Consider the following 24,131-nt stretch of genomic DNA (forward strand, 5'->3'; position numbering starts at 1 on the left):
TTTTTAAAACAAATTCGGTAACATTAGTACAGAATTCAACTTAATTCAGAAAGGAAATACATGGAAGCAAAATTTTCAAACAGAGTTAAAGAGGTGATCTCTCTTAGTCGCGAAGAGGCTTTGCGTTTAGGACATGATTACATCGGCACGGAGCACCTCTTGCTGGGCATGATTCGTGAAGGAGAAGGAGTGGCTGTTTCCATACTTAAAAAATTGGGTGTTCCTTTGGACGAACTCCGGAATGCTATCGAGCGGGCTGTAAAAGGAACCGCCAGCCACAACGTAAAAAATCTCGCCAATATTCCTTTGACCAGGCAGTCTGAGAAAGTTTTGAAAATCACATACTTGGAAGCTAAGATTTTTAAAAGTCAATTGATCGGCACAGAGCACTTATTGTTATCTATTCTTAGAGACGAAGACAATATTGCTACCCAAATTCTTCATAAATTTGACACCAATTACGATGCTGTCAAAGAAATGTTGGAGTTCCAAACCGATACTGGTCCAAGAGGAAAGGCGGAAGCTGATGATCAAGATGATGATAGCTCTAAGTTATTTGGAGGATCCTCGGGCAGTGGTTCTAGTTCAGGTGCTTCCAAAGGTGGTGCTGAAAAATCCCGCACACCAGTTTTGGATAATTTTGGAAGAGATCTTACCAAAATGGCCGAAGATGATAAATTAGATCCAATCATCGGTAGAGAAAAAGAAATCGAACGTGTTGCTCAAATTCTTTCCAGAAGAAAGAAAAATAATCCGATTCTTATAGGTGAGCCTGGAGTTGGTAAAACTGCTATTGCGGAAGGATTGGCTTTGAGAATTATTCAAAAAAAGGTTTCTCGCGTTTTATTCAATAAACGTGTAGTTACGCTAGACTTGGCATCTCTTGTAGCAGGAACCAAATACAGGGGGCAGTTTGAGGAGCGAATGAAAGCTGTCATGAATGAATTGGAAAAATCACCTAACGTGATTCTATTCATTGATGAACTGCATACAATTGTAGGAGCTGGGGGAGCAAGTGGTTCTTTGGATGCGTCCAACATGTTTAAGCCTGCGCTAGCTAGAGGAGAAATCCAATGCATAGGAGCTACTACCTTGGATGAATACAGACAATACATTGAAAAAGATGGAGCTCTGGCAAGAAGGTTTCAAATGGTCATGGTAGACGCTACCACGCCGGAAGAAACTGTTCAAATCCTCAATAACATCAAGGATAAATACGAGGATCACCACAATGTAATTTATACTACAGAGGCAATAGAAGCCTGTGTGAAATTGTCTGATCGATATATTTCTGATCGATTCCTTCCTGATAAAGCGATTGATATTTTAGATGAAGCTGGAGCACGGGTTCATATCAATAATATCCATGTACCAGAGGATATCCTAAAATTGGAAGCCGAGGTAGAGCATATTAAAATTGAAAAAAATCGTGTAGTTAAGAGTCAAAAATACGAAGAAGCAGCTCAGTTGCGGGATAAGGAGAAGAAACTACTAGAACAGCTGGAAACAGAAAAGCAAAAGTGGGAAGAAGAAAGCAAAACCAAACGTTACAAGGTTGACGAAGAAAATGTAGCGGAAGTCATTGCTATGATGACTGGAATTCCTGCTAATAGAATCGCTCAAAAAGAAGGAGCTAAGCTTCTGAATATGGGAGAAGATTTGAAAGCAAAAGTCATCGGTCAAGAAGAAGCAATCAAAAAGTTGACAAAGGCTATTCAGAGAACTCGGGTTGGGTTGAAAGATCCTAAAAAGCCAATTGGTTCGTTCATATTTCTAGGCCCTACAGGTGTCGGAAAAACTGAATTAGCAAAAATGCTTGCTACTTACCTCTTTGACAAAGAAGATTCGTTGATTAGAATAGATATGTCTGAGTATATGGAGAAATTCTCTGTATCTAGGCTTGTTGGAGCGCCTCCAGGATATGTGGGGTATGAAGAAGGTGGGCAATTGACTGAAAAAGTAAGAAGAAAGCCATATTCAGTAGTGTTACTAGATGAAATTGAAAAAGCGCATCCGGATGTCTTCAATATTCTTTTACAGGTATTGGATGATGGAATCCTTACAGATGGTCTTGGTAGACGAGTAGATTTTAGAAATACAATCATCATCATGACCTCCAATATCGGGGTTCGAGATTTGAAAGACTTCGGAGCTGGGATTGGTTTCTCATCCAAGGCTAAACAAAATAGCATGGATGAAGTCATGAAGTCTACCATCCAAAGCGCCTTGAAAAAAGCCTTCAGTCCTGAGTTTTTGAACAGATTGGATGATGTAGTGGTCTTTAATTCCTTGGAGAAATCTCATATTCATCAAATTATCGATATCAGTTTGAATAAGTTGTTTGGTCGAATTACAGATTTAGGTTATTCAATTGAATTGACTGCTACTGCTAAAGATTTCTTGGCTGAAAAAGGCTATGATCAACAGTACGGTGCAAGACCATTGAATAGAGCCATTCAAAAATACTTGGAAGATGCCTTAGCAGAAGAGATTTTGAAAGGTGAATTATCTGAAGGGGATATTATAACTGCCGATTACCCTGGAGAGGGCGATTCCTTAATTATCAGTGTCAAAAAACAGGAGGAAGCGTCCTAAAATAATAGCCCGGGTCATCCCGGGCTTTTTTTTTAACCATCCTTAACGATAGGTTTTAGATTATTTTTGTATTTCTTGCGTTTACACATCTATGGTCCGTTTAAAAAAATTATTTTTCAAATTGTTTTTGATTGGCTTGGCGTTTCCTTTTTGGATTTCACAAAAAGTACCGCAAACCAAGCAATTACCCATCATCCCTGAATATCAGGATTCTCTGTATTCAGGTCCAAAAAGTATGGGTAAGTTAAAGAATTCATCCATCGATGAGGCTAGTGGCTTGGTTTTTTCAAGGAATCATGCGGGAATTATGTACACCCATAATGATAGTGGTGGCAAACCAATCGTATTTATCATTGATACATTGGGAAACAGTAGAGGAACCATTACATTAAAAGGTGTAAAAAACAGGGATTGGGAGGATATTTCAATTGGTCCTGGACCGGTGGCTGACGTGAATTACATTTACGTGGGTGAAATTGGAGACAATCAAGCTAAATACAATGAAATTAAGATTTATCGCTTTCCTGAACCTCAAAACCTGGATGAAGCGCTGGAAGTAGAACCAGAGGTTCTCATCTTAACTTATCCTGATGGACCAAAAGATGCCGAAACCTTGATGGTAGATCCGTTGTCACAGGATATCTATGTTTTATCCAAAAGGGATAGTGCAAATATTCTCTATAAGGTTTCCCAGAAGGCCTTTCAACAAAAGCAAGCTGTACTTCAACAGGTATTAAAACTACCCTTTACCATGTCAGTGGCCGGAGATATTAGTACGTGTGGATCTAAGATCTTAGTAAAAAACTATTTGATGGTGTTCTTTTGGGAACGGAAGCCTGATCAAACCATTGAAGAGGCCATGTCTAAAGACCCTTTGATTTTACCTTACAAACCAGAACCGCAAGGAGAAGCAATAGCATGGCATCCTACCTTGGATCGTTATGTCACCTTAAGCGAAAAGCGTTTCAATATCTGGCCAGAACTGTATCGATATGATAAAAAATAGCTAATTTCGTAGCAAATCAGCAATTTATGAGCCAGCAAACTAGTTCAACCATCTTGATGGTTAGACCTTCCAACTTTGGATTTAATCCTGAAACAGCTTCCAATAACTTTTATCAAAAGCAGGACGAAAGAACTGCGGATGCTATCAATGCCTTGGCAGTTACTGAGTTTGATGGCTTTGTACAATTGTTGCAAGAAAAAGGTATCCATGTGCTCGTCGTAGAAGACAGCCCAAATCCTGTAAAAACAGATGCGATTTTTCCCAATAACTGGTTTAGTACCCATGACGATGGTAAGGTTATTTTGTATCCTATGTTTTCCTCCAATAGGCGCTTGGAGCGAAGGAAGGATATCATCGAATTGCTGATCAATGGAGGCTTCAAGGTAGATGAAATCATTGATTTGAGTTTTTTTGAGCAAGATGAGCAGTATTTGGAAGGAACAGGCAGCTTGATATTAGATAGGGTCAATCATGTCTGCTATGCTTGCCGCTCGGTTAGAACTCATGCCGTTCCTCTGGAGTATTTTAGTAGAATCATGGATTATGAACTCATCGAATTTGATGCAATGCAGGAAATCAATGGTCGGTTGAGTCCTATTTACCACACCAATGTAATGATGCATGTAGGCTCCGATGTAGCTGTCATTTGTTTAGAAAGTATTCCCTCTTCTGCTGAGCGGTTGCAGGTGCAGGTGTATTTGGAGAAAACTGGTAAAAAAATAATTCCCATTACAACCAAACAGAAATTTGAATTTGCAGGTAACATGCTGGAGGTGCAAAACGAACAAGGGGAAAAATTTACGGTGATGTCCAACGCTGCTTTGAATTCCCTTAGTACAGCTCAAGTGAAAAGTATTGAGAAGTATACTGAAATAATTGCTCCCCCAATCCCTACTATTGAAAAATTAGGTGGAGGAAGTGCACGGTGCATGATGGCAGAAATTTTCTTGCCTTTAGTGAAGGTCTGAGATTTTCACCTGTTCGATGTGGATGGTCTCCACTTCGATATTTTTAGTGCTGGCGGCAACCTTAAAATTTTCGATCACTTCTAAGACATCGTAATCTATTACCTTGGAGTGTGAGCCATCGATAATCACTTTTCGGTCTTCTGGAATAGCATTTAAAGCCTTGATTAGTGCCCCTTTATTGAGAAAGCTTACTTCTTCCGATAGCGTGATGTATAAGGTCTTGCCATTTTCTTCCATGCGCTCTTCCATAAAATGGGAATTACGCAAGTTGGCGAGGAGGATATAGATAATGGAAACACCAATCCCCAAAGCTATCCCAAAAAGTAAATCCAAAAATACTACGCCAAAAACAGTAATGAGGAACGGGAGAAACTGATTCCAACCCAATTTGGCTTGTGTTTTGAAGAGCGATACACGGGCAAGTTTGTAGCCTACCATAACCAAAATCGCAGCCAAGCTTGCAAGAGGAATTAAATTTAAAATACCCGGTATCAGTATGAAGCTCAAAAGGAGTAAAAAACCATGAATAATTGCTGCTAATTTACTTGAGGCTCCTGCACTGATATTGGCAGAACTTCTTACGATTACCGCTGTCAATGGTAGTCCTCCGATGAATCCATTGATAATATTTCCTATTCCCTGTGCAAAAAGCTCCTGATTAGGGGGTGAAATTCGTTTATGTGGATCAATTTTATCCGCAGCTTCCACACTTAACAAGGTTTCCAAGCTTCCAATTACGGCAATGGTAATGGCAACAACCCATAGTTGACGGCTGAAAATTCCGGAAAAATTGGGCGTATGGAACAATGCAATAAATTCATTCCAAGATTCGGCATGTGGCAAGGTTACTCTCAAAGGATTTTCAAGATAGAATACAGGCCAGAAAGCTTTGAATCCTTCATTGAGTAAGATACCAGCGACAACTACCAAGAGTGGCGCAGGAATAAGCTTTTTCAGAATGAATTTATTGACACTTTTACTATCCCATATTCGGAGGATACTGATGGATACCACTCCTATGATGAAAGCTCCTGTTTTGACTTGAGTAGGGGCAGCACCGAAAATTTCAAAAGGATTTAAATCTGTCAATTGTGACAATTCTCCAAAGCCAAGAAGATAAGGCGACTGTTTGATTATTAAAATGATACCTATACCAGCCAGCATTCCCTTGATCACAGATGTGGGGAAAAAGTAACCTATGACCCCGGCTTTGGAAGCAGCAAAAACCAATTGAATACAACCTGCAAGCACGACTGCTGCCAGGAAACTTTCAAAACTACCCAATTCTCCAATCGCTGAAAATACAATCACCGTCAAGCCTGCTGCAGGTCCTGAAACAGAGGTATGGGAGCCTGATACTATTCCAACGACTATTCCTCCAATGATACCGGATATAATTCCTGCAAATAAAGGAGCACCAGATGCCAATGCTATGCCTAAGCACAAGGGGAGAGCAACTAAAAACACAACCAGGCCAGCTGGCAGGTCTTTGTGTAGGTTTGCGAAGAGGTCTTTCCCTCTATTCATGGCAGTTTTTTAAAAAATACCTGTATAAGTAAATGGGCTAATCACTCTCAATTCAGCTTTGATCGACTCAGAAACTTGTAATCCCTCAATAAAGGATTTGATGGACGTTTCTGTAATTTTCGTATTTGTCCGAGTCAATTCTTTCAATGCTTCATATGGCCTTGGATAGCCTTCTCTTCTCAATATAGTTTGAATAGCTTCAGCAACTACAGCCCAGTTTTCTTCCAAATCAGTCGCGATGGCTTCCTCATTCAACTCCAGTTTATTCAACCCTTTGATCAAAGACTCAAAAGAAATCAGCATGTGTGCTAATGGAACGCCAATAGTCCGAAGGACTGTAGAATCTGTCAAATCCCGCTGAAGACGACTGATAGGCAGCTTAGCCGATAAATGTTCTAATATTGCATTGGCTATACCCAAATTACCTTCTGCATTTTCAAAATCAATCGGATTAACTTTATGGGGCATCGCAGACGAACCAATTTCTCCTGCTTTAATTTTTTGCTTGAAGTAATTCATAGCCACATACTGCCAGATGTCTTTGGATAAATCCAATAAAATAGTGTTGATGCGTTTCAACGCATCAAAACAGGCAGCTAAATTATCGTAATGCTCAATCTGTGTTGTCGGATAGGAGCGTTCCAAATGCAGATAGGAGGATACAAAGTTCTTTGCAAAACCATTCCAATCGATCAAGGGATACGCAACATGATGCGCATTCATATTCCCTGTTGCACCTCCAAACTTAGCCGAGAATGGCACTTGATGAAGCTGAGTTAACTGGTTCTCTAATCGTGTTACAAATACTTGGATTTCTTTTCCTAAACGTGTGGGAGAAGCAGGCTGTCCATGAGTCTTTGCAAGCATGGGGATATCTTTCCAAGCCTCAACTTGAGTTTTTAATTTGTTGACAACTTCCTGCAAAGAAGGTAGAAGTACCTTTGCAAGTCCATCTTTCAGCATCATGGGGGTAGCTGTATTATTGATATCCTGGGAGGTCAATCCAAAGTGAATAAATTCTTGGTAGGCCCCCAGTCCAATGGAATCAAATTTTTCCTTGAGAAAATACTCTACGGCTTTTACATCATGGTTGGTGACTTTTTCCGTCTCTTTGATGATTTCAGCATCTTTTTCTGTGAAATCAGTTACGATCGCTCTCATTTCCCAAAACTTAGATGGGTGTATGGTTGCAAGCTGTGGGAGTGGCAATTCACACAATGCTATAAAATACTCCACTTCCACATGTACTCGGTATTTGATAAGGGCGTATTCTGAGAAAAAAGCACGGAGAGTGGCAGTTTTTGTTCCATATCTACCGTCGATAGAACTGACTGCTGTAAGTGTACTGAGGTTCATTGCTGGAATGTTTGTCAAGCTTCAAATTTAGTAGTTTAGGATGAAAATTTGGTGTTCCATCCAAATTTAAATATTGGTTTGCATACCTGATATTGACCGAAAGAAAAAAAGAACGCTTTCCAGATACCTAGCCTCCGTAAGTTTGCAGCATGAAATATTTTCTTTTAGCGGCGTCCTTTCTTGTGGTATTTTCTGGTTTTTCAGCTAACAACAAAGATCGAGAGTTTGGGGTGCAAGTGAATGAAGCCATCAAAGTAGTTTCCTTGGATGGAAGTATAGGTGAGGAGGAGTGGGCCGATGCGGACTTGATTGAAGGATTTGTACAGCAAATTCCCAAGGAAGGAATGCCTGCCACCAACCGTACGGAAGTCAAACTAAAGTACGATGAGAATTTTTTATATGTTGCAGCTAAGCTTTACCACGGAGTAGGTGAGGGGTATGTGGTTTCCTCTTTAAAAAGAGATTTTCGTTTTTATGAAAGTGATGCATTTGCAATTACCATAGGACCGTACGATGATGGTAACAATGGCTTTATGTTTGCAGTCAGTCCTTACAATGTACAAATGGAAGGACTCATTCACAATGGAGATCGTGTTTCTGATGTCTGGGATAATAAATGGTACTCTTCTGTCAAGCGCTTTGATGACCATTGGGAGGTCGAAATGGCAATTCCCTTTAAAACACTGAGATATACAGAAGGATCTCATTACTGGAGGGTGAATTTTATCAGAAATGATCGAAAAAACTTTGAACGTTCATCTTGGGTGCCTGTACCTCTCAATCAACGCATTCAAGGCATAGCCTTTTCGGGTTACCTCAATTGGGATAAACCTTTGAAAAAGCCTGGGGCAAACATTGCAGTCATTCCCTATACTGCTGTCAATGGCTCAAAAGATTACAGGACAGAAGAACCTACGAATACTGGAGTTGCTGCTGGCTTTGACGCTAAAATAGCCATTACTCCGTCGATGAATTTGGACTTGACATTTAATCCTGATTTTTCCACTGTAGAAGTGGATCAGCAACAGACTAATCTCAATCGATTTGAACTCTTTTTCCCCGAACGCAGGCAGTTTTTCTTAGAAAATGCAGACTTATTTGGGGATTTTGGCTTTCGGCAAATTCGCCCTTTTTTCTCTAGAAGAATAGGGATTGCTACCGATAGTATTGGGAGAAGCTCTAACAATCGCATTTTGTATGGGGCAAGACTCAATGGAAATGTAGGGGATAATTTGCGTGTAGGATTGTTGAATATGCAGACTGCGGATGAGCTTTCTGTAGGATACCCTGGTCAAAATTATACGGTGGCTACTGCTCAAAAGAAAATTTTCAGTCGCTCCAATATAGCCGGTATCTTTGTTAATAGACAGACAACAGGAGAAATTCGTGAGGGAAGCCCCATTACCACGTTCAATAGAGTAGCAGGATTAGATTACAACCTCTTATCAGCCGATAACAAGTGGACTGGAAAGTTTTTTTATCATCGTTCTTTTGGCCCAACCGCCAATATTGATCCCCAAGCCTTCGCCTCTCACTTGAGTTACAACACCAAAAAGTTTAACCTGCAATGGAACCAAGAGTTTGTGGGAGAAGATTATAATGCAGAAGTGGGTTTTGTCCCAAGAAGAAGTTATTGGAGATTGGAGCCTAATGCGATGTTTAGACTTGTAGCGAAACCTGAGAGCAAAGTATTTCAACAAACTTTTCAAGTACGCTATGACCTGTACAAAGATCAGGATTTTGGTCAGACATTGGATCAGAATGTGACCTTTGCCTATCGATTGTATTTCAAAAATACGTCCACTATACAAGCTCGAGTGTTCAACGAATACATTTATTTATTCAGGCCTTTTGATCCGACAAGATCTGGCGGGAAGCAATTAGAGGCTGGTACGGATTATCGCTATACTCGAGCAGGGATTACCTATACATCTGATAGTAGAAAGCTGTTTAATTATTCTTCCACCGTTTATACTGGAGAGTTTTTCAACGGAGAGCGTTTATATGTAAACACCAATTTAAACTACAGATTACAACCCTTCGGGAATATTTCTTTATATGCTGAATATAACAAACTGCAATTTCCTGAGCCTTACAACTCAGCTGATTTATGGCTAATAGGTCCTCGAATGGAACTTTCTTTTACAGACAAACTGTTTTTGAGTACCTTTGTGCAATACAATTCTCAGATTGAAAACATCAATATCAACACACGATTTCAGTGGAGATTCAAACCTGTTTCCGATTTGTTTGTTGTGTACACAGATAATTATTTGCCGGAGAACTTCCAAATTAAGAACCGTGCATTAATTTTGAAGCTTACTTATTGGATCAACGTGTAATCGGAAAAGCGGGTATGTTTAATTTATTTAAGAAAAAAAAATCAGAGCCTAGCAAAGGCTCTCAGTATATCTCTTTAAAAGTCAGAGAAGTAGTCAAAGAAACAGCAGATACAGTTACTATTTATTTTGAGCAGCCGGAGCCATACCTAGAGTACAAGCCGGGTCAGTTTCTAACACTGATTCTTGAAATCGAAGGGAAAGAAGTTCGTCGCTCCTATAGCTTGTGTACTTCTCCTTTTGTGGATCCGTATCCCGGGATATCTGTCAAAAGAGTGGCAGGAGGATTGGTCTCTAATTATTTAAATGATCAAATTCGTCCAGGAAAAACCATCGAAATCATGAAGCCTTTGGGCAATTTCACGACAAGTTTTCATTCACAAAACAAGCGAAACTTTGTGATGGTAGCTGGAGGCTCAGGAATTACGCCAATCATGGGAATCCTTAAATCTGTGTTGATCAATGAGCCTCAGTCTAAAGTAAGTCTCCTCTATTGCAGCAGATCAGAGGAGCAGATCATATTTAAAAAAGCGCTGGAATCTCTTGGAGAAAAGTATGGAGACCGTTTGGAAGTGACACACAATTTGAGTCAGCCTGGGTCTGCTTGGACAGGTTGGTCAGGTAGATTGGAAGAGGCTAGAATTACTGAATTCTATCATAAAGTGTCAGAAGATACAACCTTTGACCCCTTGTTTTTCGTCTGTGGTCCTGAAGGTATCATGGACGTGACCAAACAAACTTTGAGCGCCTTGGGAGTGTCCACTGAACAACTATTGAGCGAAAGCTTTTACAGCGATTTGGATGCTAAAGAAAAGACTATGGAGGCAGAGGGTAAATTAGCACCCTCCCTGACCAGAGAAATAGAAATAGAATTAGAAGGTCAAACCTATCAAGTTGAAGTTTCTCCAGGAAAAACAATTCTGGATGCAGGATTGGATCAAGATATTGATATGCCATATAGCTGTCAAAGTGGATTGTGTACTGCTTGCAGAGGTAGGCTTATTTCTGGGAAGGTGGACATGATCGAAGATGCCGGCTTAAGCCCAAGCGAGATTGCTGAAGGATTTATTTTGTGTTGCTCAGCAAAACCAGCCAGTGGAGATATAAAGATTAGAATTGAATAGCCTTGGAAATTACAGCACTTAGAAATATATACGCAAAATTGGAACGGAACACCTTGATTTTGATAGCTGTTCCGCTTCCTTTTTTTGGCTTCGCCTATTTATATACGCAAAGTCCAATTATGGAATTAAATCTGCCAGCAGAAAACTCTTTTTGGGGTGGATTTAGCTTAACCTTTCTCATTACGCTTCTTGCAGGACATTACATTGCCTTCCATAGTAATCTTGGCAAGGCAAAGAACCCATCCTTGGATATCACCCAAAAAGTCCAAATTTATGCCAAAGCTACTATGATTCGATTTTGGTTTTTGTTTGGGATTGCCATGTGGGGTTCATTTGCATTGATGATTACTCAAAACCCCCTCTTTACCATTATTTTAGCCTTAAACTTGATTTTTTTCTCCTTAGGCAAGCCTACCCCAGATAGGATTGTTCGTCTGCTAAAATTAAAAGGGGAGGAGCGTCAGCAGGTGGAAGAATTGAAAAAGAGGATTTAAAACTCCTCTTTTACAAATAATAATACCTTTTCCATTTCCCTTCTCACTTCAGAGGCTTTATTAAGATAATTGCTATTCATGAAAGCAAATGCATACACCCTACCTGAGTCTCCTTTGATATAGCCAATCAGCGAATGATTGTTGGACATGGTGCCAGTTTTGGCAAACACGTATGGTCTTTGAGCCTTGTAATTGTTTTTGATGGTTCCATTGATTCCTCCCTGAGGGAAAATACGCATCAATTCAGCGCGAGGCAATTCTTCTTCCAGCTTGCTAAGGAGCTGAATCATTGCTCGTGGTGTGCTGAGATTATGACGGGAAAGACCCGATCCATCTACCCATTGTGCTTTGTCAGGCAAATCATTCAGGTAGGTTTTTTGGATAAATTCAATAGCTCTTTCGGCATCCAATTCTGCAAATAAATAATCAGAAACCATTAGCAGTAATTGTTCGGCGATAAAGTTGTCAGATTCCTGCATCAATTCAATCCATAAGGGTCGAAGACTCCCGGACTTGAAGAGCTTGTGGTTTGCTGGAAGAGTCTGTGTATGCAAGCTTACTTTTTTCTTTAGCAGATATTCCATCAGCTGTTGGGTGAGTTCAGGAGATGTGATAAATGGAAGCTCTGCTCTTGCTTGATTATAGGTGTTTGGATTGTAAAAAAATGTATTGGAATGCAGGTCTCGCTCCATTTTCCAGGTAGATTTGTCATAGGTCTTGATCATGGAAGCAAAGACAGGTACTTGAGCTTGTGGCTTTTTTTGCTGGATGTTGAAAATAGCAAGATTTCCGAATATAGGAAGGGGTGAGCGCTCAGCAGAATAGGCATAGTAATAATCATCCCATTGCCAACCATAGCCGAAGGCATGATCTTTCCAGTTGTTGTAGGAAAGCTGAATCTCAGAAAATCGATTCAAAAATTGATCAATTCGGCTATTGTTATTGACCTTGTGGTATTGCCAACTTGGGTCACCTGCTCCCCAAATTTTGATGGTATTTCCTTCGGTTACATACCGAAAAGTATGGGTGCTATCTCGAAGTGTTTTGAGGGTAGCGTAGAAAGTAAAAATTTTGACGGTGGAAGCTGGGATAAAGTTGAGATGGCTGTTTTTTTCATAGATAACTTGCTGACTGTCCAGATCCACCAAGACAAAGCCGGTTAAGTGATTGTCAAAAAAGGAGCCTATGCCTAAAAGGTCATCGAATCGCTCATATTTTTGTCTGATTTCTTCTGATTGAGCAAAAACCAAAGCAGGGACAAAAATGCTCAGTATGCAAGCAAGCCTAATCACATGAATTATACGCATAGTTTAGGCTTTTACTCGAATTAAATTTAACCATCCAGCTATGAAGGCTACTCCTCCAAGTGGAGTAATGGCGCCAAGCCACGTAATACCCGTAATGCTGAGCACGTACAGAGAACCTGAAAAAATCAAAATCCCAATCACTAACAGCCAATAAGAAAGTTTTATATTTTTGAGTGTTGGTTGCAGTGTGTTCCAAATAGCTAACACCAAGATGCCCAAGGCATGGTAGAAATGATATTTAACGGCAGTTTCAAATGTTTCCAATCTTCCATTGGCTTCTAAGATTGGTTGCAATCCATGCGCTCCAAAAGCACCAATACCAACTGCCAATGCGAGCATCAGCGAAGCTACTGTAATCCAAGAATGCTTATTCATATCATTGATAATTTCGTTCCCCAAAAATAGCGCTTCCCACACGTATCATGGTGCTACCTTCTTCTTGTGCGATAAGGTAATCTCCACTCATCCCCATGGAAAGCTCTTGTAAAGATACGTTTGAAGGTAATGTTTCGTTTTTGAGTGCATCAGCGATGCTTTTCAAAGAGCGGAATTCACTGCGAATTTGCGCTTCATTTTCCGTATAGGTCGCCATCCCCATCAAGCCCACAATTTTCACCGAATCCAACTTGGCTGTTTCAGGGGCATGCAAGAGTGCTTTTAATTCGCTTTCATCTAATCCAAATTTGCTTTCTTCCTGGGCAATGTAGACTTGAAGCAAGACCTGTATGATGCGATTGTTTTTTTTGGCTTCTTTATCGATTTCCTTCAATAATTTGAGGGAATCAACACTGTGGATTAAATGCACAAAAGGAGCAATGTATTTCACCTTATTTCGCTGTAAATGGCCAATCATATGCCAACGGATATCGGATGGCAATTGCTCGGCTTTTTCGCTCATTTCCTGAACTTTGTTTTCTCCAAAATCCCGAACTCCTGCTTCATAGGCTTGCATAAGCATTTCCTTGGGCTTAGTCTTACTCACCGCTACCAAGGTACAGGATGGATTTGCAAATGTATTTTTTAGGGAAATTAGATTTTCTTTCAGGTTCATTCGCTTAATTTTGGTAAGTTGGAACAACGCTCAGCACACAGACAAAGATATGGCTATATTGGGTACATTGCTAAAAAAAGGCATAAGATTACGGGAATCGCTCGAACAGGAGTACAGCAATCCTTTAGAGCTTCAAAAGCAGTCGCTTAAAAAATTATTGATTGCAGCCAAAGATACTGAGATCGGTAAAAAATATGGATTTGCGGAGATTTTAAAATCATTCAAGCAATCAGGAGATGCTTTTCATCAAAAATTTTCCGAAAAAGTACCACTCTATAATTATGAGAAGATTTATGAAGAATGGTGGCATAGCTTAAAAGATGGAAAGAAAAACATCACTTGGCCTGGATCGATTCGTTATTTTGCGCTGACTTCGGGGACTTCTGGTGCTTCGTCCAAATATATTCCCATCACCAAAGACATGGTCAAGGCCATTCGTCGCACAGGCGTGCGTCAGATTCTCAGTCTATCCAAATATGATATCCCAGATGATTTATTCACCAAAGGAATTTTGATGTTAGGGGGCAGCACGGATTTGGAGTTTAATGGAACATTTTTCTCAGGCGATTTGAGCGGGATCACTACAGGGAAATTACCTGTTTGGTTTCAACGATTTTATAAACCTGGAAAAAAGATTTCCAAAAATAAAGACTGGGGTGAAAAATTGGAGCAAATCGTGCAACAAGCTCCCTCTTGGGATATAGGAATTATTGTAGGAGTACCTGCATGGTTGCAGATATTATTGGAGAAGATTATTGATCGTTATCAATTGCAGCATATTCATGAACTATGGCCTAATCTTCAAATTTTTGTGCACGGAGGTGTTTCTTTTGAACCTTACAAAAAAGGTTTTGAAAAGCTTTTAGGGAAACCGCTGATTTATATGGAAACCTATTTGGCCTCTGAAGGTTTTTTGGCTTTTCAGGCTTTACCTCATAGGAACTCCATGCGCTTGGTACTCAACAATGGGATTTTTCACGAGTTTATCCCTTTCAACGATGCAAATTTTGATGAGCATGGGGAAGTAAAACCGGATGCCAGTATATTAAACATCAGTCAGGTGAAAGAGGGAGTAGACTATGCTTTATTGATATCCACCTGCTCTGGCGCTTGGCGATATATGATTGGAGATACTATTCGATTTGAAAGCAAGGCAGAGGTAGAAATTAGGATTACAGGAAGGACCAAGCACTTTCTTTCCTTATGTGGAGAGCATTTGTCGGTAGACAATATCAATCAGGCTGTTAAGAGAGCGGAAGAGGAGTTAAATATCGATATTCGGGAATTTACTGTTACAGGTCTTCCTCATGGGACACTCTTTGCGCATCATTGGTTTGCTGGAACAGACTCAGCTGTTTCTGAGGAGATATTAAGAGCTCGGATTGATGCCTATTTACACGAGTTAAACGATGATTATGCAGTAGAGCGCAAGCATGCCTTGAAAGAAATGCGCTTATCAAAAATTCCTAGTCATTTGTTTTATGATTGGCTCCGTGCACAAGGCAAGGAGGGCGGACAAAATAAATTCCCTAGGGTATTGAAGGGAGAAAAAATGAAGGACTGGCTTCAGTTCCTACAAAACAATGGCGTGCAACTATGAGTACAGCGTTGCTAGAAGGAATCAGTATGGGCTTATTGCTGTCAGCAATGGTAGGTCCTGTTTTCTTTACACTCATTCAAAACAGCTTACAAAATGGTTTTCGACATACAGCTGTGTTGGCATCTGGGATTTTGGTTAGTGATTTACTCTATGTATTGATTACCTATTTCAGCGTGAATCTATTTGCCAAAAGCAGTTATTTTGAAATTGTTTTGGGTTATGCAGGAGGACTTGTGTTGGGTGGATTTGGACTATCTTCCATTTTCAAAAAAAATGTTCACCGACCCAATTCAGGGGGGATTCCCGTTCTGAAGGATAGAAAAAGAAAGGGTTTTTGGAAGGGATTCAGCATCAATGGCATCAATCCCTTTGTATTACTCTTTTGGATTTCAATAGCTGGAGTAGTTGCAATCAAGGATAGTTTTGATGCCTTGGATATAGGCTTGTATTATACAGGGATCTTAGTGACGGTCTTTTCTATTGATTTGTTAAAAGCATTTGTATCCAAGCAGTTAAGTGGTTTTGTAACTCCCAAACTGATGCAAAAGTTGAATATTGGAGTAGGGATATTCTTGGTACTATTCGGAATTCGTTTGGCTTGGTTTGCATATGAAAAACATCAAGCCCTTTTGGGAGGTTACTACTAAAAGAAAAACATATGAAAAATGCATTTCCTAAAATATTCATGACCTTTTGTTGCTTTTGGATGCTGGTACAATTGAGTCATGCTCAAGGCCAAAAGGAAATCCTTCAAGATTTCAATCAGGTCCGTATCGATTATAATAAACAAGGAATGATGATTTTGGGGTCTTGGGCCATAGGTAATATCATTTGGGGAGCCTCCATGGCTGGAAGAACCACTGGAGAAATCCAAGGATTCCATCAAATGAATGCTTACTGGAATTCCATCAATTTGTTGATTGCAGGATTTGGGTATTACTCGGCCATGAAGGAAGTGCCAAGCACAGATTTTTGGGAGACTATGAGAAGTCAACAGTCCATAGAAAAGATTTTGTTGGTCAATGCAGGATTAGATGTGGCCTACATGGCAGGAGGGCTGTATATGCTGGAGCGAGGCAGAAGAACCGATAATGAGCGTTTGAGTGGCTTTGGGAAGTCGGTAATTTTGCAAGGTGCCTTTTTGATGAGTTTTGATGCGATCAAATTTTTGATCCACAATAGCCATGGAAAGGAATTGCCCAAATTACTTGAAAATGTCAGCATGGGTCCTGGAGGTATAGGATTTCGAATGGTTTTCTAACCAAATTTCTTTTGTTAGTTTATTCGTTGGGCACTCACGACCACCACAGGTCTCGGAGGGATGCCACGAGTGTTACAAGCAAACCCTAATTCACTTTCTAAAGGCTTGCGAATTCTTACCCGTAACCGCAAGTTTTCCTCCGCAAAGCGATTTCTGTCTAAGCTCAACCCCATACGTTGATTACGCCTAATGGCAGTGGATCCTACTAACTCCTCCATGCGCTCTACATCATTCACGTCAAAAGTAAAGACCATAAAGCCACAATCACCATCAATACCCCAAGTGGTCACTTCGAATACATCTGTGGGTAATCCCATCGTTGGGTCGGATTCAGTGCAGGCCGTGTAAAGTCCAATCAACAAGAAAAACAGAAGGTTTTTTTTCATAGACACACTTTTTCATAAAGACGTAGTTACCCATGTTTTTGTCTTGCCTTTTTATAATAATTTTTTTGTTGAAGAAGCAATCAGGCTTAAAGTAAATAAAGAGTTAAGTATATAAAAAAAGGGGCGCTTCGCCCCTTCATTTTTTTCTTATTTGATTCCATTAAAGAATCGATTCCATCGGATTTTGCTGAACATGGATTTATGCTTATCCAAAGACAGCCATAAGAACCAGGCTTTGCCAACGACATGGTCTTCCGGAACAAATCCCCAATAGCGGGAATCGTAAGAGTCGTGACGGTTATCCCCCATCATGAAGTAGTAGTTTTGTTTGAAGGTGTAGGAAGTCACCTCTTGGCCATCAATAATGAGTTTGTTATTTTGAACCTGAACATCTTTTAGGCCTTCGTAGTATTGGATTGTACTTGCATACTTAGCCATGGTCTCATCGTTGATTTCGATCGTCCAACCTTTTCCTGGGATTTCTAGTGGACCGAAATTGTCTTTGTTCCATCCGAAGTAAGCTCCATCAGGAAAAATACGAGGATCTCCCATATCGGCTCTTTCGGCACGCAACATCACATTTCCAACTGCAGGGGATTTCTTTAGCTGATCAATATTTTCTTGAGTTGACATCGCCATATAGCCTACTCCATTGCTGAATGGCATGTAGCTGTCTTTATTGATACCATAATCGTCAAAGAATTCCTCATTAAGGTTTTTGTCCGTCAGTATATCATAAGAAAACTGCATTTTAGGAGGATCGGTACCTCGTTCACCATTGATATAGATATCTGTATTCCTGATTTCCAGAATATCTCCTGGAACTGCTACAGCTCGTTTGATATAATTTGTCCGCAAATCTACAGGAACATCCAACTCCTCAGGGAAGTTAAATACGACTACATCATTACGTTTTACTTTAGTGAATCCTGGAAGCCGCATGTAAGGCAATTGGATCCAATCTACGTAGGAGCTTATCTCTGTTCCCCAAATTTTTTGATGGGTCAAGGGCATTTGCAAAGGAGTCTTAGGCACACGCGTACCATAATGCATTTTGCTCACAAAGAGAAAATCACCCACTAAAAGTGATTTTTCCATAGAACCCGTAGGGATAGTGAAGGGCTCTAACAGCAACCAACGAATTAAACTTGCGGCTATGACTGCAAATACTAGGGCATCCACCCATTCTCGGGTTGCAGACTTTTTTTTCTTTTGTTCTTCTTGCATGATTTTCAAAAATATTAGAAAGATAGGAAATCATCCATGGACAACACACCTTTTTTATCTTTGATCCATTCTGCAACTAAAACCGCGCCCATTGCAAAGCCTTTGCGGCTATGTGCAGTATGGGTGATTTCGATCGTATCAATCTCGGAACTATAAGTTATGGTGTGTGTACCAGGGGCTGGGTCAATTCTTTTGGAAGTAATGGGAAGCAGGTCATGGGCGATAGGTTGCCCTTCATTCAGGATCCACTGCTTCAACGAAGCTTTTTCTGAAAGAATGCCTTCTGCCAAGGTAATAGCTGTACCGGAGGGTGCATCTTTTTTTTCTGTGTGGTGAATTTCTTCTAGGGAAATAAGGTATTCACTTTGATCTTTCATCAGGGATGCCAAAAACTTATTCACCTTGAAAAAGATATTTACCCCAACGCTAAAATTGGAGGCATAGAAAAATGCAGTTTCCTTTTCCTGCGTAAGTTGTTCTATATAGGGTTTTTCTTCCAACCAGCCCGTAGTACCTGAGACTACAGGGATTCCTCTACTGATGGCCCAAGATATATTTTCTACAGCTGCTTCAGGTTGTGAAAATTCTATCGCCACATCGATGGATGCTGGGGTTAATTTATCTAGGTCGGATCTATTATCGATATTGATGCGTCCTGCAATTTGATGGCCACGGGATTCTGCTATCTCAGCAATGATCTTTCCCATTTTCCCGTAACCCAGTAAGAGTATATTCATTTTTAGAAATTAATTTTTAAACTTAGCCCCAAGATATTACCACCTGCGGTAAGTGTTTCAAAACTTGGTTCAAATCGAAAGCTCAAATCTTCACTGACATCAAAAGAGGAGAGATGAGCATCAATATTGGCATCCAAGATATTCAATGCATAGATTCCTATGAAAAGGAAGTAATTCAAATCTCTATTTCTTCTCCAGAAATTCGTATTTCTAACCAATCCGTCTCTATTAAGATTTGGAAAATCAGTTGGTTCTTGTCTATCTAAGCGCCGCAAGTTATTCAAAAACAACTGATAGCGTCGGTTATTAAAATCTATAAAGAAGATATTGGTTGCAAATCCTCCATAGATAATAGGCACTTTCCAAGCTTTGTTGTTGTACACCTGACCAGCACCAGGTAGCACCGCAGAAAGGATCGTTGCTACTTTTGGATCTTTAAACTCCCGGTTAGTTAAGCTGATACTCAGTGTATCATTGATTGTCAACTGCTGTGTAAAGCCATATACAAAGGAGAAGAAAAAAAACAAAAAAAACATTGATACCCCTCTTTTGGAGTAGAAGATTGTAGTCTTTTTAACAAAAATTATGCTTTTAAATACCTTTAGAAGGGTAATTTTCCAGCTGAACTGTTCCAATGTCAGCATCTTTGTAGGACGGGTCAATTCAGATAATTTCTAATATTTCCAAAATACGGTTTAAATCCGATGTGGAAGTAAAGGGAATTTTAATCTCTCCTTTATTCTTTTCGTTAGCTTTGAGTTGCACTTTACTCCCAAAATGAGAAGCCAAACGCTGTTGGATTTTATTAATTTCGTATTTTCTAACTGGATCTAATGCTGGCTTTTCTACATTGGTATCTGACTTTGTTTCATTCAGAGATTTGACCAATGCCTCTACTGCACGTACACTTAATTCTTCTGCTAATGTTTTCTTGTAAATGGCTAATTGCTTTTCTACATCTTCCACATTGATCAGGGCACGTGCATGCCCCATGGAAATTTGGGAATCGCGTAGCCCTGCCTGAATATCTGGAGGTAATTTCAGTAGGCGCAGGTAATTATTGACCGTAGTTCGGTTTTTGCCGACGCGATCACCTAATTCCTCCTGCTTTAATTCACATTCTGTTAACAAACGCTGGTAGGAATGGGCAATTTCCAGTGCGTTGAGGTTTTCTCGTTGGATGTTTTCAATGAGTGCCATTTCCAGCATTTGCTGATCATTGGCAGTTCGAACATAGGCAGGTACTTTTTGAAGACCGGCAATTTTGGAAGCTTGAAATCTACGCTCACCTGAAATCAATTGGAACTCTCCATCTCCAAGTTTACGTACCGTGATTGGCTGAATGATTCCCTGTACCTTAATTGACTCTGCTAATTCTTGCAGGGCTTCTTTATCAAAATGAGTTCTCGGCTGATAAGGATTGACGGATATTTCATCTAAGGAGACTTCGTAGATTCCCGAGGCAGGAGTCGCAGGCATCAATTCCTGACTTTTTGCTTTCTGAGGAGAATCTTCTAACAAAGCCCCAAGTCCCCGGCCAAGTGCATTTTTCTTTGGTAATGGTTTTCTGTCAGCCATAAGTTAGTTCAATTTACTTTTTCCATTCCGTTTTTTGTAGCAATCTCTTGTGCTAGGTTAAGGTAAGCAACAGCTCCCTTTCCTTCCGCATCAAAAGCGATCACTGGCAAACCGAAACTAGGAGACTCACTGAGTCGCACATTTCTAGGAATGATGGTTTCAAATACTAAATTTTTAAAATGAAGTCTTACCTCATCGACTACCTGATTGGAAAGGCGGAGCCTTACATCGTACATAGTCAAGAGAATACCCTCAATTTCCAAGTCAGGATTGAGTCTGGTTTGGATGATCTTGATGGTATTTAATAATTTACCCAAACCTTCCAATGCAAAGTACTCACACTGCACTGGAATAATAACAGAGTTAGCAGCAGTCAGGGCATTGATGGTAATCAAACCTAAAGAAGGGCTACAGTCTATGATGATAAAATCGTATAGATCCCTGACGGTCGCTATGACAGATTTCATTTTTTCTTCTCTGTTTTCAAGATTGATCATTTCGATTTCAGCACCCACCAAATCAATATGGGAAGGAACCAAGTCCAAATGTTCAATTTCAGTCTGAAGAATGATGGTATGTATGTCTACACCATCCACCATGCACTCATAAATACTGTTTTCAATGCTTTTTGGATCGTGCCCCAAGCCTGATGTAGTATTGGCCTGAGGATCTGCATCTATGACCAATGTTTTAAATTCCAAAACAGCCAAACTCGCTGCCAAATTCATAGCCGTAGTGGTTTTTCCTACGCCACCTTTTTGGTTTGCAATTGCAATTACTTTTCCCATGAGGCCTATTTAAAGCTTGATAGTTTCTCCAATATTAAGCAAAATCAACTCTTTACCTGCTTTTGCTGCTAATTTTTTTGCTTTTTCTAGGTCAATTTCGATGTAAGGAAAGGTGTCGAAATGCATTCCCACGATCTTTTTGACGCCTACGAAATCAGCTGCGATGATGGCATCCTCTATCCCCATAGTGAAATTGTCCCCGATTGGGAGTATGGCAAAGTCTAAGTTGAATGACTCTCCAATTAATTTCATATCATAGGTCAACGCAGTGTCTCCAGCATAGTAGAAGGCACCTGTTTCATGTTTGATTACGAAACCACCAGGATTTCCTCCAGAAGCCCCATCAGGCAAAGTACTGCTATGCACAGCATGGACATATTTCACTGTACCAAAGTCAAAGGTTTTGCTGCCTCCATGATTCATGGGATGGTATTTCTCAACTCCTTTTTGTGCAAACCAAATAGCTATCTCATAATTGGATACGAGGGTAGCATTGCTTGCTTTGGTGATTTTTTCAGCATCTGCCACATGGTCTTCATGTCCATGGCTTAGCAATACGTAATCGGCGCGGAGTGTATCCACATTGATGTGTGAGGCTTTGGCATTGGGGCTGATAAATGGGTCGAAGAGAATTTTTTTATCCTGAATTCCTACCAGAAAGGAAGAATGTCCTAAAAAGGTTAATTCAATCATGGCTTGAGGTGTTAACAGTTTTCGTAATACAAATATATCAATATTATCGTTGGTTCAATTGAATTGTTTTCCACAGAGAAATGTGGATAGCGTGTAAAAGGTTTAAAATAAAATGTTTACCTCGTTTTAGCTGTATTCAAGTGCCCAAATTTGTCATTCTATAACTTGAAAGGACGAAAAAAAAGCGGTAGAGTTCATCTACCGCTTTTGATCTTATTTTTTCTTTTTCGCTTCTGCCGCTTTCATTGCGTCTTCCAATCGCTGCTGGAACTTGGACTTTTTCTTATTGACATTGTTTTTGCTGTAATCGTCAATCTTTTGTCTGATTTTCTTATCATCTACAAAAGCTTTAATTAATGCCTGCTGACCAAAGGTCACCATATTGGAGACAAAATAGTAGAAGCTCAAAGCGGCAGGGAAGGAGTTCAATACAAACATAAACACTACAGGCATAATGTAACCAATATTTTTCATGGGGCCTGTTTGCGCTGTCAATTGATTGTTAAAATGCGTATAAGCAATCTGAGAGACGGTCATCAAAATCGTGAACAAACTCACATGTGAACCATAAAACGGAATGGTAAAAGGCAAGTAGGCGATCGCATCGTATGTAGAAAGGTCATTTGCCCACAGGAATGCTTCTTGCCTCAATTCAATGGAATTAGGGAAAAAGAAAAACATGGCAAATAAGAAAGGCATCTGTAATACCATCGGCAGACAGCCGGAGATAGGGCTAACACCCAACTGACCAAAGAGCTTCATTTGTTCTTGCTGCATCTTTGTCGGGTCATCCCCATACTTTTCTTTTAATTCATCAATCTCAGGCTTGATCAGACGCATCTTAGCCATCCCTACATAGGACTTATAGGTTAATGGAAATAGCACCAGCTTGATAATCAATACGATCAAAATGATGATTACCCCGTAGTTACCTATGTACTTTTCCAAAAACTGGAAAAGGTTTACAATGATGTATTTGTTGACCCAGCTTACGAAAAAGTAACCCATATCCACGTTATTTTCAAAACCTGGAGTGATGGTCTTCAATAAATTATAGTTGTTGGGGCCAAAGAAATAACTCATCGAAGCATTTCCATCTGTCAATGGGAGGAGAATGTCTGCCTTTACATTTTTGATGGATAGGGTGTCTTTGGGAGTAATTTGCTCTACTTGGCCTCGGCTAAAGGCATTGTCTGCAATGATCGCGGAAGTGAAGAAACGCTGGGAAAAACTTACCCATTTCAATGGTTCTTCAATGACATCATCTGCTTTTTCAGAAGTCAAACTCAAATAATCATGACTTCCTGCAGCTGTAAAGAAGTTGACATTTGTTTTTCTACGTGATTCTTCAATATCTGCTTCCTGACGAATCAAGCGATCGTCCCACAAAATCTGAACTTCATTGGTTTTTAATGCTCCTCCTAGACCTTTGAATGCGATGTTTTTACCCATCACATAACCTTCCGCAGGAAGTGTATAGGTACGAACAATCTGTGCTGACCCTGACTGTGCAATAAAAGTTAATACTTTTACCTCCATGCCATCTTCCAATTGGGAAGTAGCAGCAGTAGGAGAGAAGAACAACTGATTTAAGCTCAATGGCCCCTTATCTGTCTGCAAATTGAAGCTCAAATCTGAACTTTCTTCATCCAATATGACCAAGGGTCTCTGGTCCCAAGTTTTAAAGTCTTTTAAAGTAACTTTGGTGATTTCCGCACCTTTGGTAGAAAATTCCACCATTATCTGCTCATTCTCAAGAATTACCGTTTCTGCGATACCTTTGGTCATGGGTGCAAAAAGGCCAAACTGCTGTACGGCCAAAAGGTCCTGAATGCTGTCGGGTTGTGCTACGGGAGCAACTTCCAAGGTGCGTGTTTCCTCAACGGCGGTAACCACTTCTTCGGTAACCACCTCTTCCACAAGAGATTCGGGTCCTTGTGCAAAAAAGAACGAATACACCAACAACACGGCTGCGAAAAGGATCAGTCCTGTCGCTTGATTTTTATCCATAATTTTAAATTTAAATCCCTCATCAAAAGAAGAGGTAATGCCCGGCATTTTCAGACATTACCTTTCAAGCTTCGGAATATACAA

The 24,131-nt window shown here is 40.1% G+C and carries 22 protein-coding genes; 9 read left to right on the forward strand and 13 right to left on the reverse strand.

Annotated elements, in window-relative coordinates:
- Positions 1-60: 60 nt before the first annotated feature.
- The 3 genes from IPZ59_RS12515 to ctlX all read left to right on the forward strand — a co-directional run bounded on the left by IPZ59_RS12515 (position 61) and on the right by ctlX (position 4,569).
- Positions 61-2,595, forward strand: coding sequence for an ATP-dependent Clp protease ATP-binding subunit (locus IPZ59_RS12515; protein ID WP_236136387.1), 2,535 nt, complete (start codon positions 61-63; stop codon positions 2,593-2,595).
- 91 nt (positions 2,596-2,686) lie between these two features.
- The gene (locus IPZ59_RS12520) at positions 2,687-3,601 is read left to right on the forward strand and encodes a hypothetical protein (RefSeq protein WP_236136388.1); all 915 of its coding nucleotides are present in this window, start codon (positions 2,687-2,689) and stop codon (positions 3,599-3,601) included.
- A 26-nt stretch (positions 3,602-3,627) separates the two neighbouring features.
- Entirely contained in the window at positions 3,628-4,569 is a 942-nt protein-coding gene (gene ctlX, locus IPZ59_RS12525) for a citrulline utilization hydrolase CtlX (RefSeq protein ID WP_236136389.1), read from the forward strand.
- Here ctlX and IPZ59_RS12530 read toward each other — a convergent pair.
- Both IPZ59_RS12530 and purB read right to left on the reverse strand, forming a co-directional pair.
- Positions 4,555-6,096: a SulP family inorganic anion transporter gene (locus IPZ59_RS12530; protein ID WP_236136390.1), complete on the reverse strand. Its 1,542-nt coding sequence runs from the start codon at positions 6,094-6,096 to the stop codon at positions 4,555-4,557. The two genes, ctlX and IPZ59_RS12530, sit on opposite strands and share 15 nt — an antisense overlap.
- A gap of 9 nt (positions 6,097-6,105) precedes the next feature.
- Entirely contained in the window at positions 6,106-7,452 is a 1,347-nt protein-coding gene (gene purB, locus IPZ59_RS12535; protein ID WP_236136391.1) for an adenylosuccinate lyase, read from the reverse strand.
- A 149-nt stretch (positions 7,453-7,601) separates the two neighbouring features.
- Here purB and IPZ59_RS12540 point away from each other — a divergent pair, with 149 nt between their 5' ends.
- Genes IPZ59_RS12540 through IPZ59_RS12550 form a run of 3 tightly spaced genes read left to right on the forward strand, consistent with a single transcriptional unit; the run spans position 7,602 to position 11,409 of the window.
- A complete protein-coding gene (locus IPZ59_RS12540) occupies positions 7,602-9,794 on the forward strand; it encodes a DUF5916 domain-containing protein (RefSeq protein WP_236136392.1) in 2,193 nt (730 codons plus the stop codon).
- A 14-nt stretch (positions 9,795-9,808) separates the two neighbouring features.
- Positions 9,809-10,915, forward strand: coding sequence for a ferredoxin--NADP reductase (locus IPZ59_RS12545; RefSeq protein WP_236136393.1), 1,107 nt, complete (start codon positions 9,809-9,811; stop codon positions 10,913-10,915).
- Positions 10,916-10,917: 2 nt separating this feature from the next.
- Positions 10,918-11,409 carry a hypothetical protein gene (locus IPZ59_RS12550; RefSeq protein WP_236136394.1) on the forward strand — a complete coding sequence of 164 codons (492 nt, stop codon included), beginning with the start codon at positions 10,918-10,920 and terminating at the stop codon, positions 11,407-11,409.
- Here IPZ59_RS12550 and IPZ59_RS12555 read toward each other — a convergent pair.
- From IPZ59_RS12555 to IPZ59_RS12565, 3 genes are read right to left on the reverse strand one after another with little or no spacing between them, the layout of a single operon-like run.
- Positions 11,406-12,716, reverse strand: coding sequence for a D-alanyl-D-alanine carboxypeptidase (locus tag IPZ59_RS12555; protein ID WP_236136395.1), 1,311 nt, complete (start codon positions 12,714-12,716; stop codon positions 11,406-11,408). The two genes, IPZ59_RS12550 and IPZ59_RS12555, sit on opposite strands and share 4 nt — an antisense overlap.
- A 3-nt stretch (positions 12,717-12,719) precedes the next feature.
- Complete coding sequence (locus IPZ59_RS12560) at positions 12,720-13,091, reverse strand: DUF423 domain-containing protein (RefSeq protein WP_236136396.1); 372 nt, start codon at positions 13,089-13,091, stop codon at positions 12,720-12,722.
- Between the two features lies 1 nt (position 13,092).
- On the reverse strand, positions 13,093-13,767 hold the full coding sequence (locus IPZ59_RS12565) for a YggS family pyridoxal phosphate-dependent enzyme (RefSeq protein WP_236136397.1): 675 nt from the start codon (positions 13,765-13,767) through the stop codon (positions 13,093-13,095).
- A 49-nt stretch (positions 13,768-13,816) separates the two neighbouring features.
- Between IPZ59_RS12565 and IPZ59_RS12570 the strand changes: the two genes are divergently transcribed.
- The 3 genes from IPZ59_RS12570 to IPZ59_RS12580 are packed head-to-tail and all read left to right on the forward strand — an operon-like array spanning position 13,817 to position 16,628.
- Positions 13,817-15,367, forward strand: a complete 1,551-nt coding sequence (locus IPZ59_RS12570) for a GH3 family domain-containing protein (protein ID WP_236139811.1) — start codon at positions 13,817-13,819, stop codon at positions 15,365-15,367.
- Complete coding sequence (locus tag IPZ59_RS12575; protein ID WP_236136398.1) at positions 15,364-16,014, forward strand: LysE family translocator; 651 nt, start codon at positions 15,364-15,366, stop codon at positions 16,012-16,014. The genes IPZ59_RS12570 and IPZ59_RS12575 overlap by 4 nt, the downstream gene beginning before the upstream one ends.
- An 11-nt stretch (positions 16,015-16,025) precedes the next feature.
- Positions 16,026-16,628: a DUF6992 family protein gene (locus tag IPZ59_RS12580; protein ID WP_236136399.1), complete on the forward strand. Its 603-nt coding sequence runs from the start codon at positions 16,026-16,028 to the stop codon at positions 16,626-16,628.
- A 14-nt stretch (positions 16,629-16,642) separates the two neighbouring features.
- Here the strand turns inward: IPZ59_RS12580 and IPZ59_RS12585 are convergent, their stop codons facing one another.
- The 8 genes from IPZ59_RS12585 to yidC all read right to left on the reverse strand — a co-directional run bounded on the left by IPZ59_RS12585 (position 16,643) and on the right by yidC (position 24,047).
- Positions 16,643-17,014, reverse strand: coding sequence for a hypothetical protein (locus IPZ59_RS12585; RefSeq protein ID WP_236136400.1), 372 nt, complete (start codon positions 17,012-17,014; stop codon positions 16,643-16,645).
- Between the two features lie 147 nt (positions 17,015-17,161).
- Complete coding sequence (lepB, locus tag IPZ59_RS12590) at positions 17,162-18,241, reverse strand: signal peptidase I (RefSeq protein ID WP_236136401.1); 1,080 nt, start codon at positions 18,239-18,241, stop codon at positions 17,162-17,164.
- A gap of 14 nt (positions 18,242-18,255) precedes the next feature.
- Positions 18,256-18,978 carry a 4-hydroxy-tetrahydrodipicolinate reductase gene (gene dapB / locus IPZ59_RS12595; protein ID WP_236136402.1) on the reverse strand — a complete coding sequence of 241 codons (723 nt, stop codon included), beginning with the start codon at positions 18,976-18,978 and terminating at the stop codon, positions 18,256-18,258.
- Between the two features lie 2 nt (positions 18,979-18,980).
- Positions 18,981-19,514 carry a DUF5683 domain-containing protein gene (locus IPZ59_RS12600; RefSeq protein WP_236136403.1) on the reverse strand — a complete coding sequence of 178 codons (534 nt, stop codon included), beginning with the start codon at positions 19,512-19,514 and terminating at the stop codon, positions 18,981-18,983.
- Between the two features lie 127 nt (positions 19,515-19,641).
- Positions 19,642-20,556, reverse strand: coding sequence for a ParB/RepB/Spo0J family partition protein (locus IPZ59_RS12605; protein WP_236136404.1), 915 nt, complete (start codon positions 20,554-20,556; stop codon positions 19,642-19,644).
- An 8-nt stretch (positions 20,557-20,564) separates the two neighbouring features.
- On the reverse strand, positions 20,565-21,344 hold the full coding sequence (locus tag IPZ59_RS12610) for a ParA family protein (protein ID WP_236136405.1): 780 nt from the start codon (positions 21,342-21,344) through the stop codon (positions 20,565-20,567).
- A gap of 9 nt (positions 21,345-21,353) precedes the next feature.
- Positions 21,354-22,037, reverse strand: coding sequence for a metal-dependent hydrolase (locus tag IPZ59_RS12615; RefSeq protein WP_236136406.1), 684 nt, complete (start codon positions 22,035-22,037; stop codon positions 21,354-21,356).
- Positions 22,038-22,250: 213 nt separating this feature from the next.
- On the reverse strand, positions 22,251-24,047 hold the full coding sequence (gene yidC, locus IPZ59_RS12620) for a membrane protein insertase YidC (protein WP_236136407.1): 1,797 nt from the start codon (positions 24,045-24,047) through the stop codon (positions 22,251-22,253).
- Positions 24,048-24,131: the final 84 nt, after the last annotated feature.

It is taken from the genome of Mongoliitalea daihaiensis, assembly GCF_021596945.1.
Lineage (GTDB): Bacteria > Bacteroidota > Bacteroidia > Cytophagales > Cyclobacteriaceae > Mongoliitalea > Mongoliitalea daihaiensis.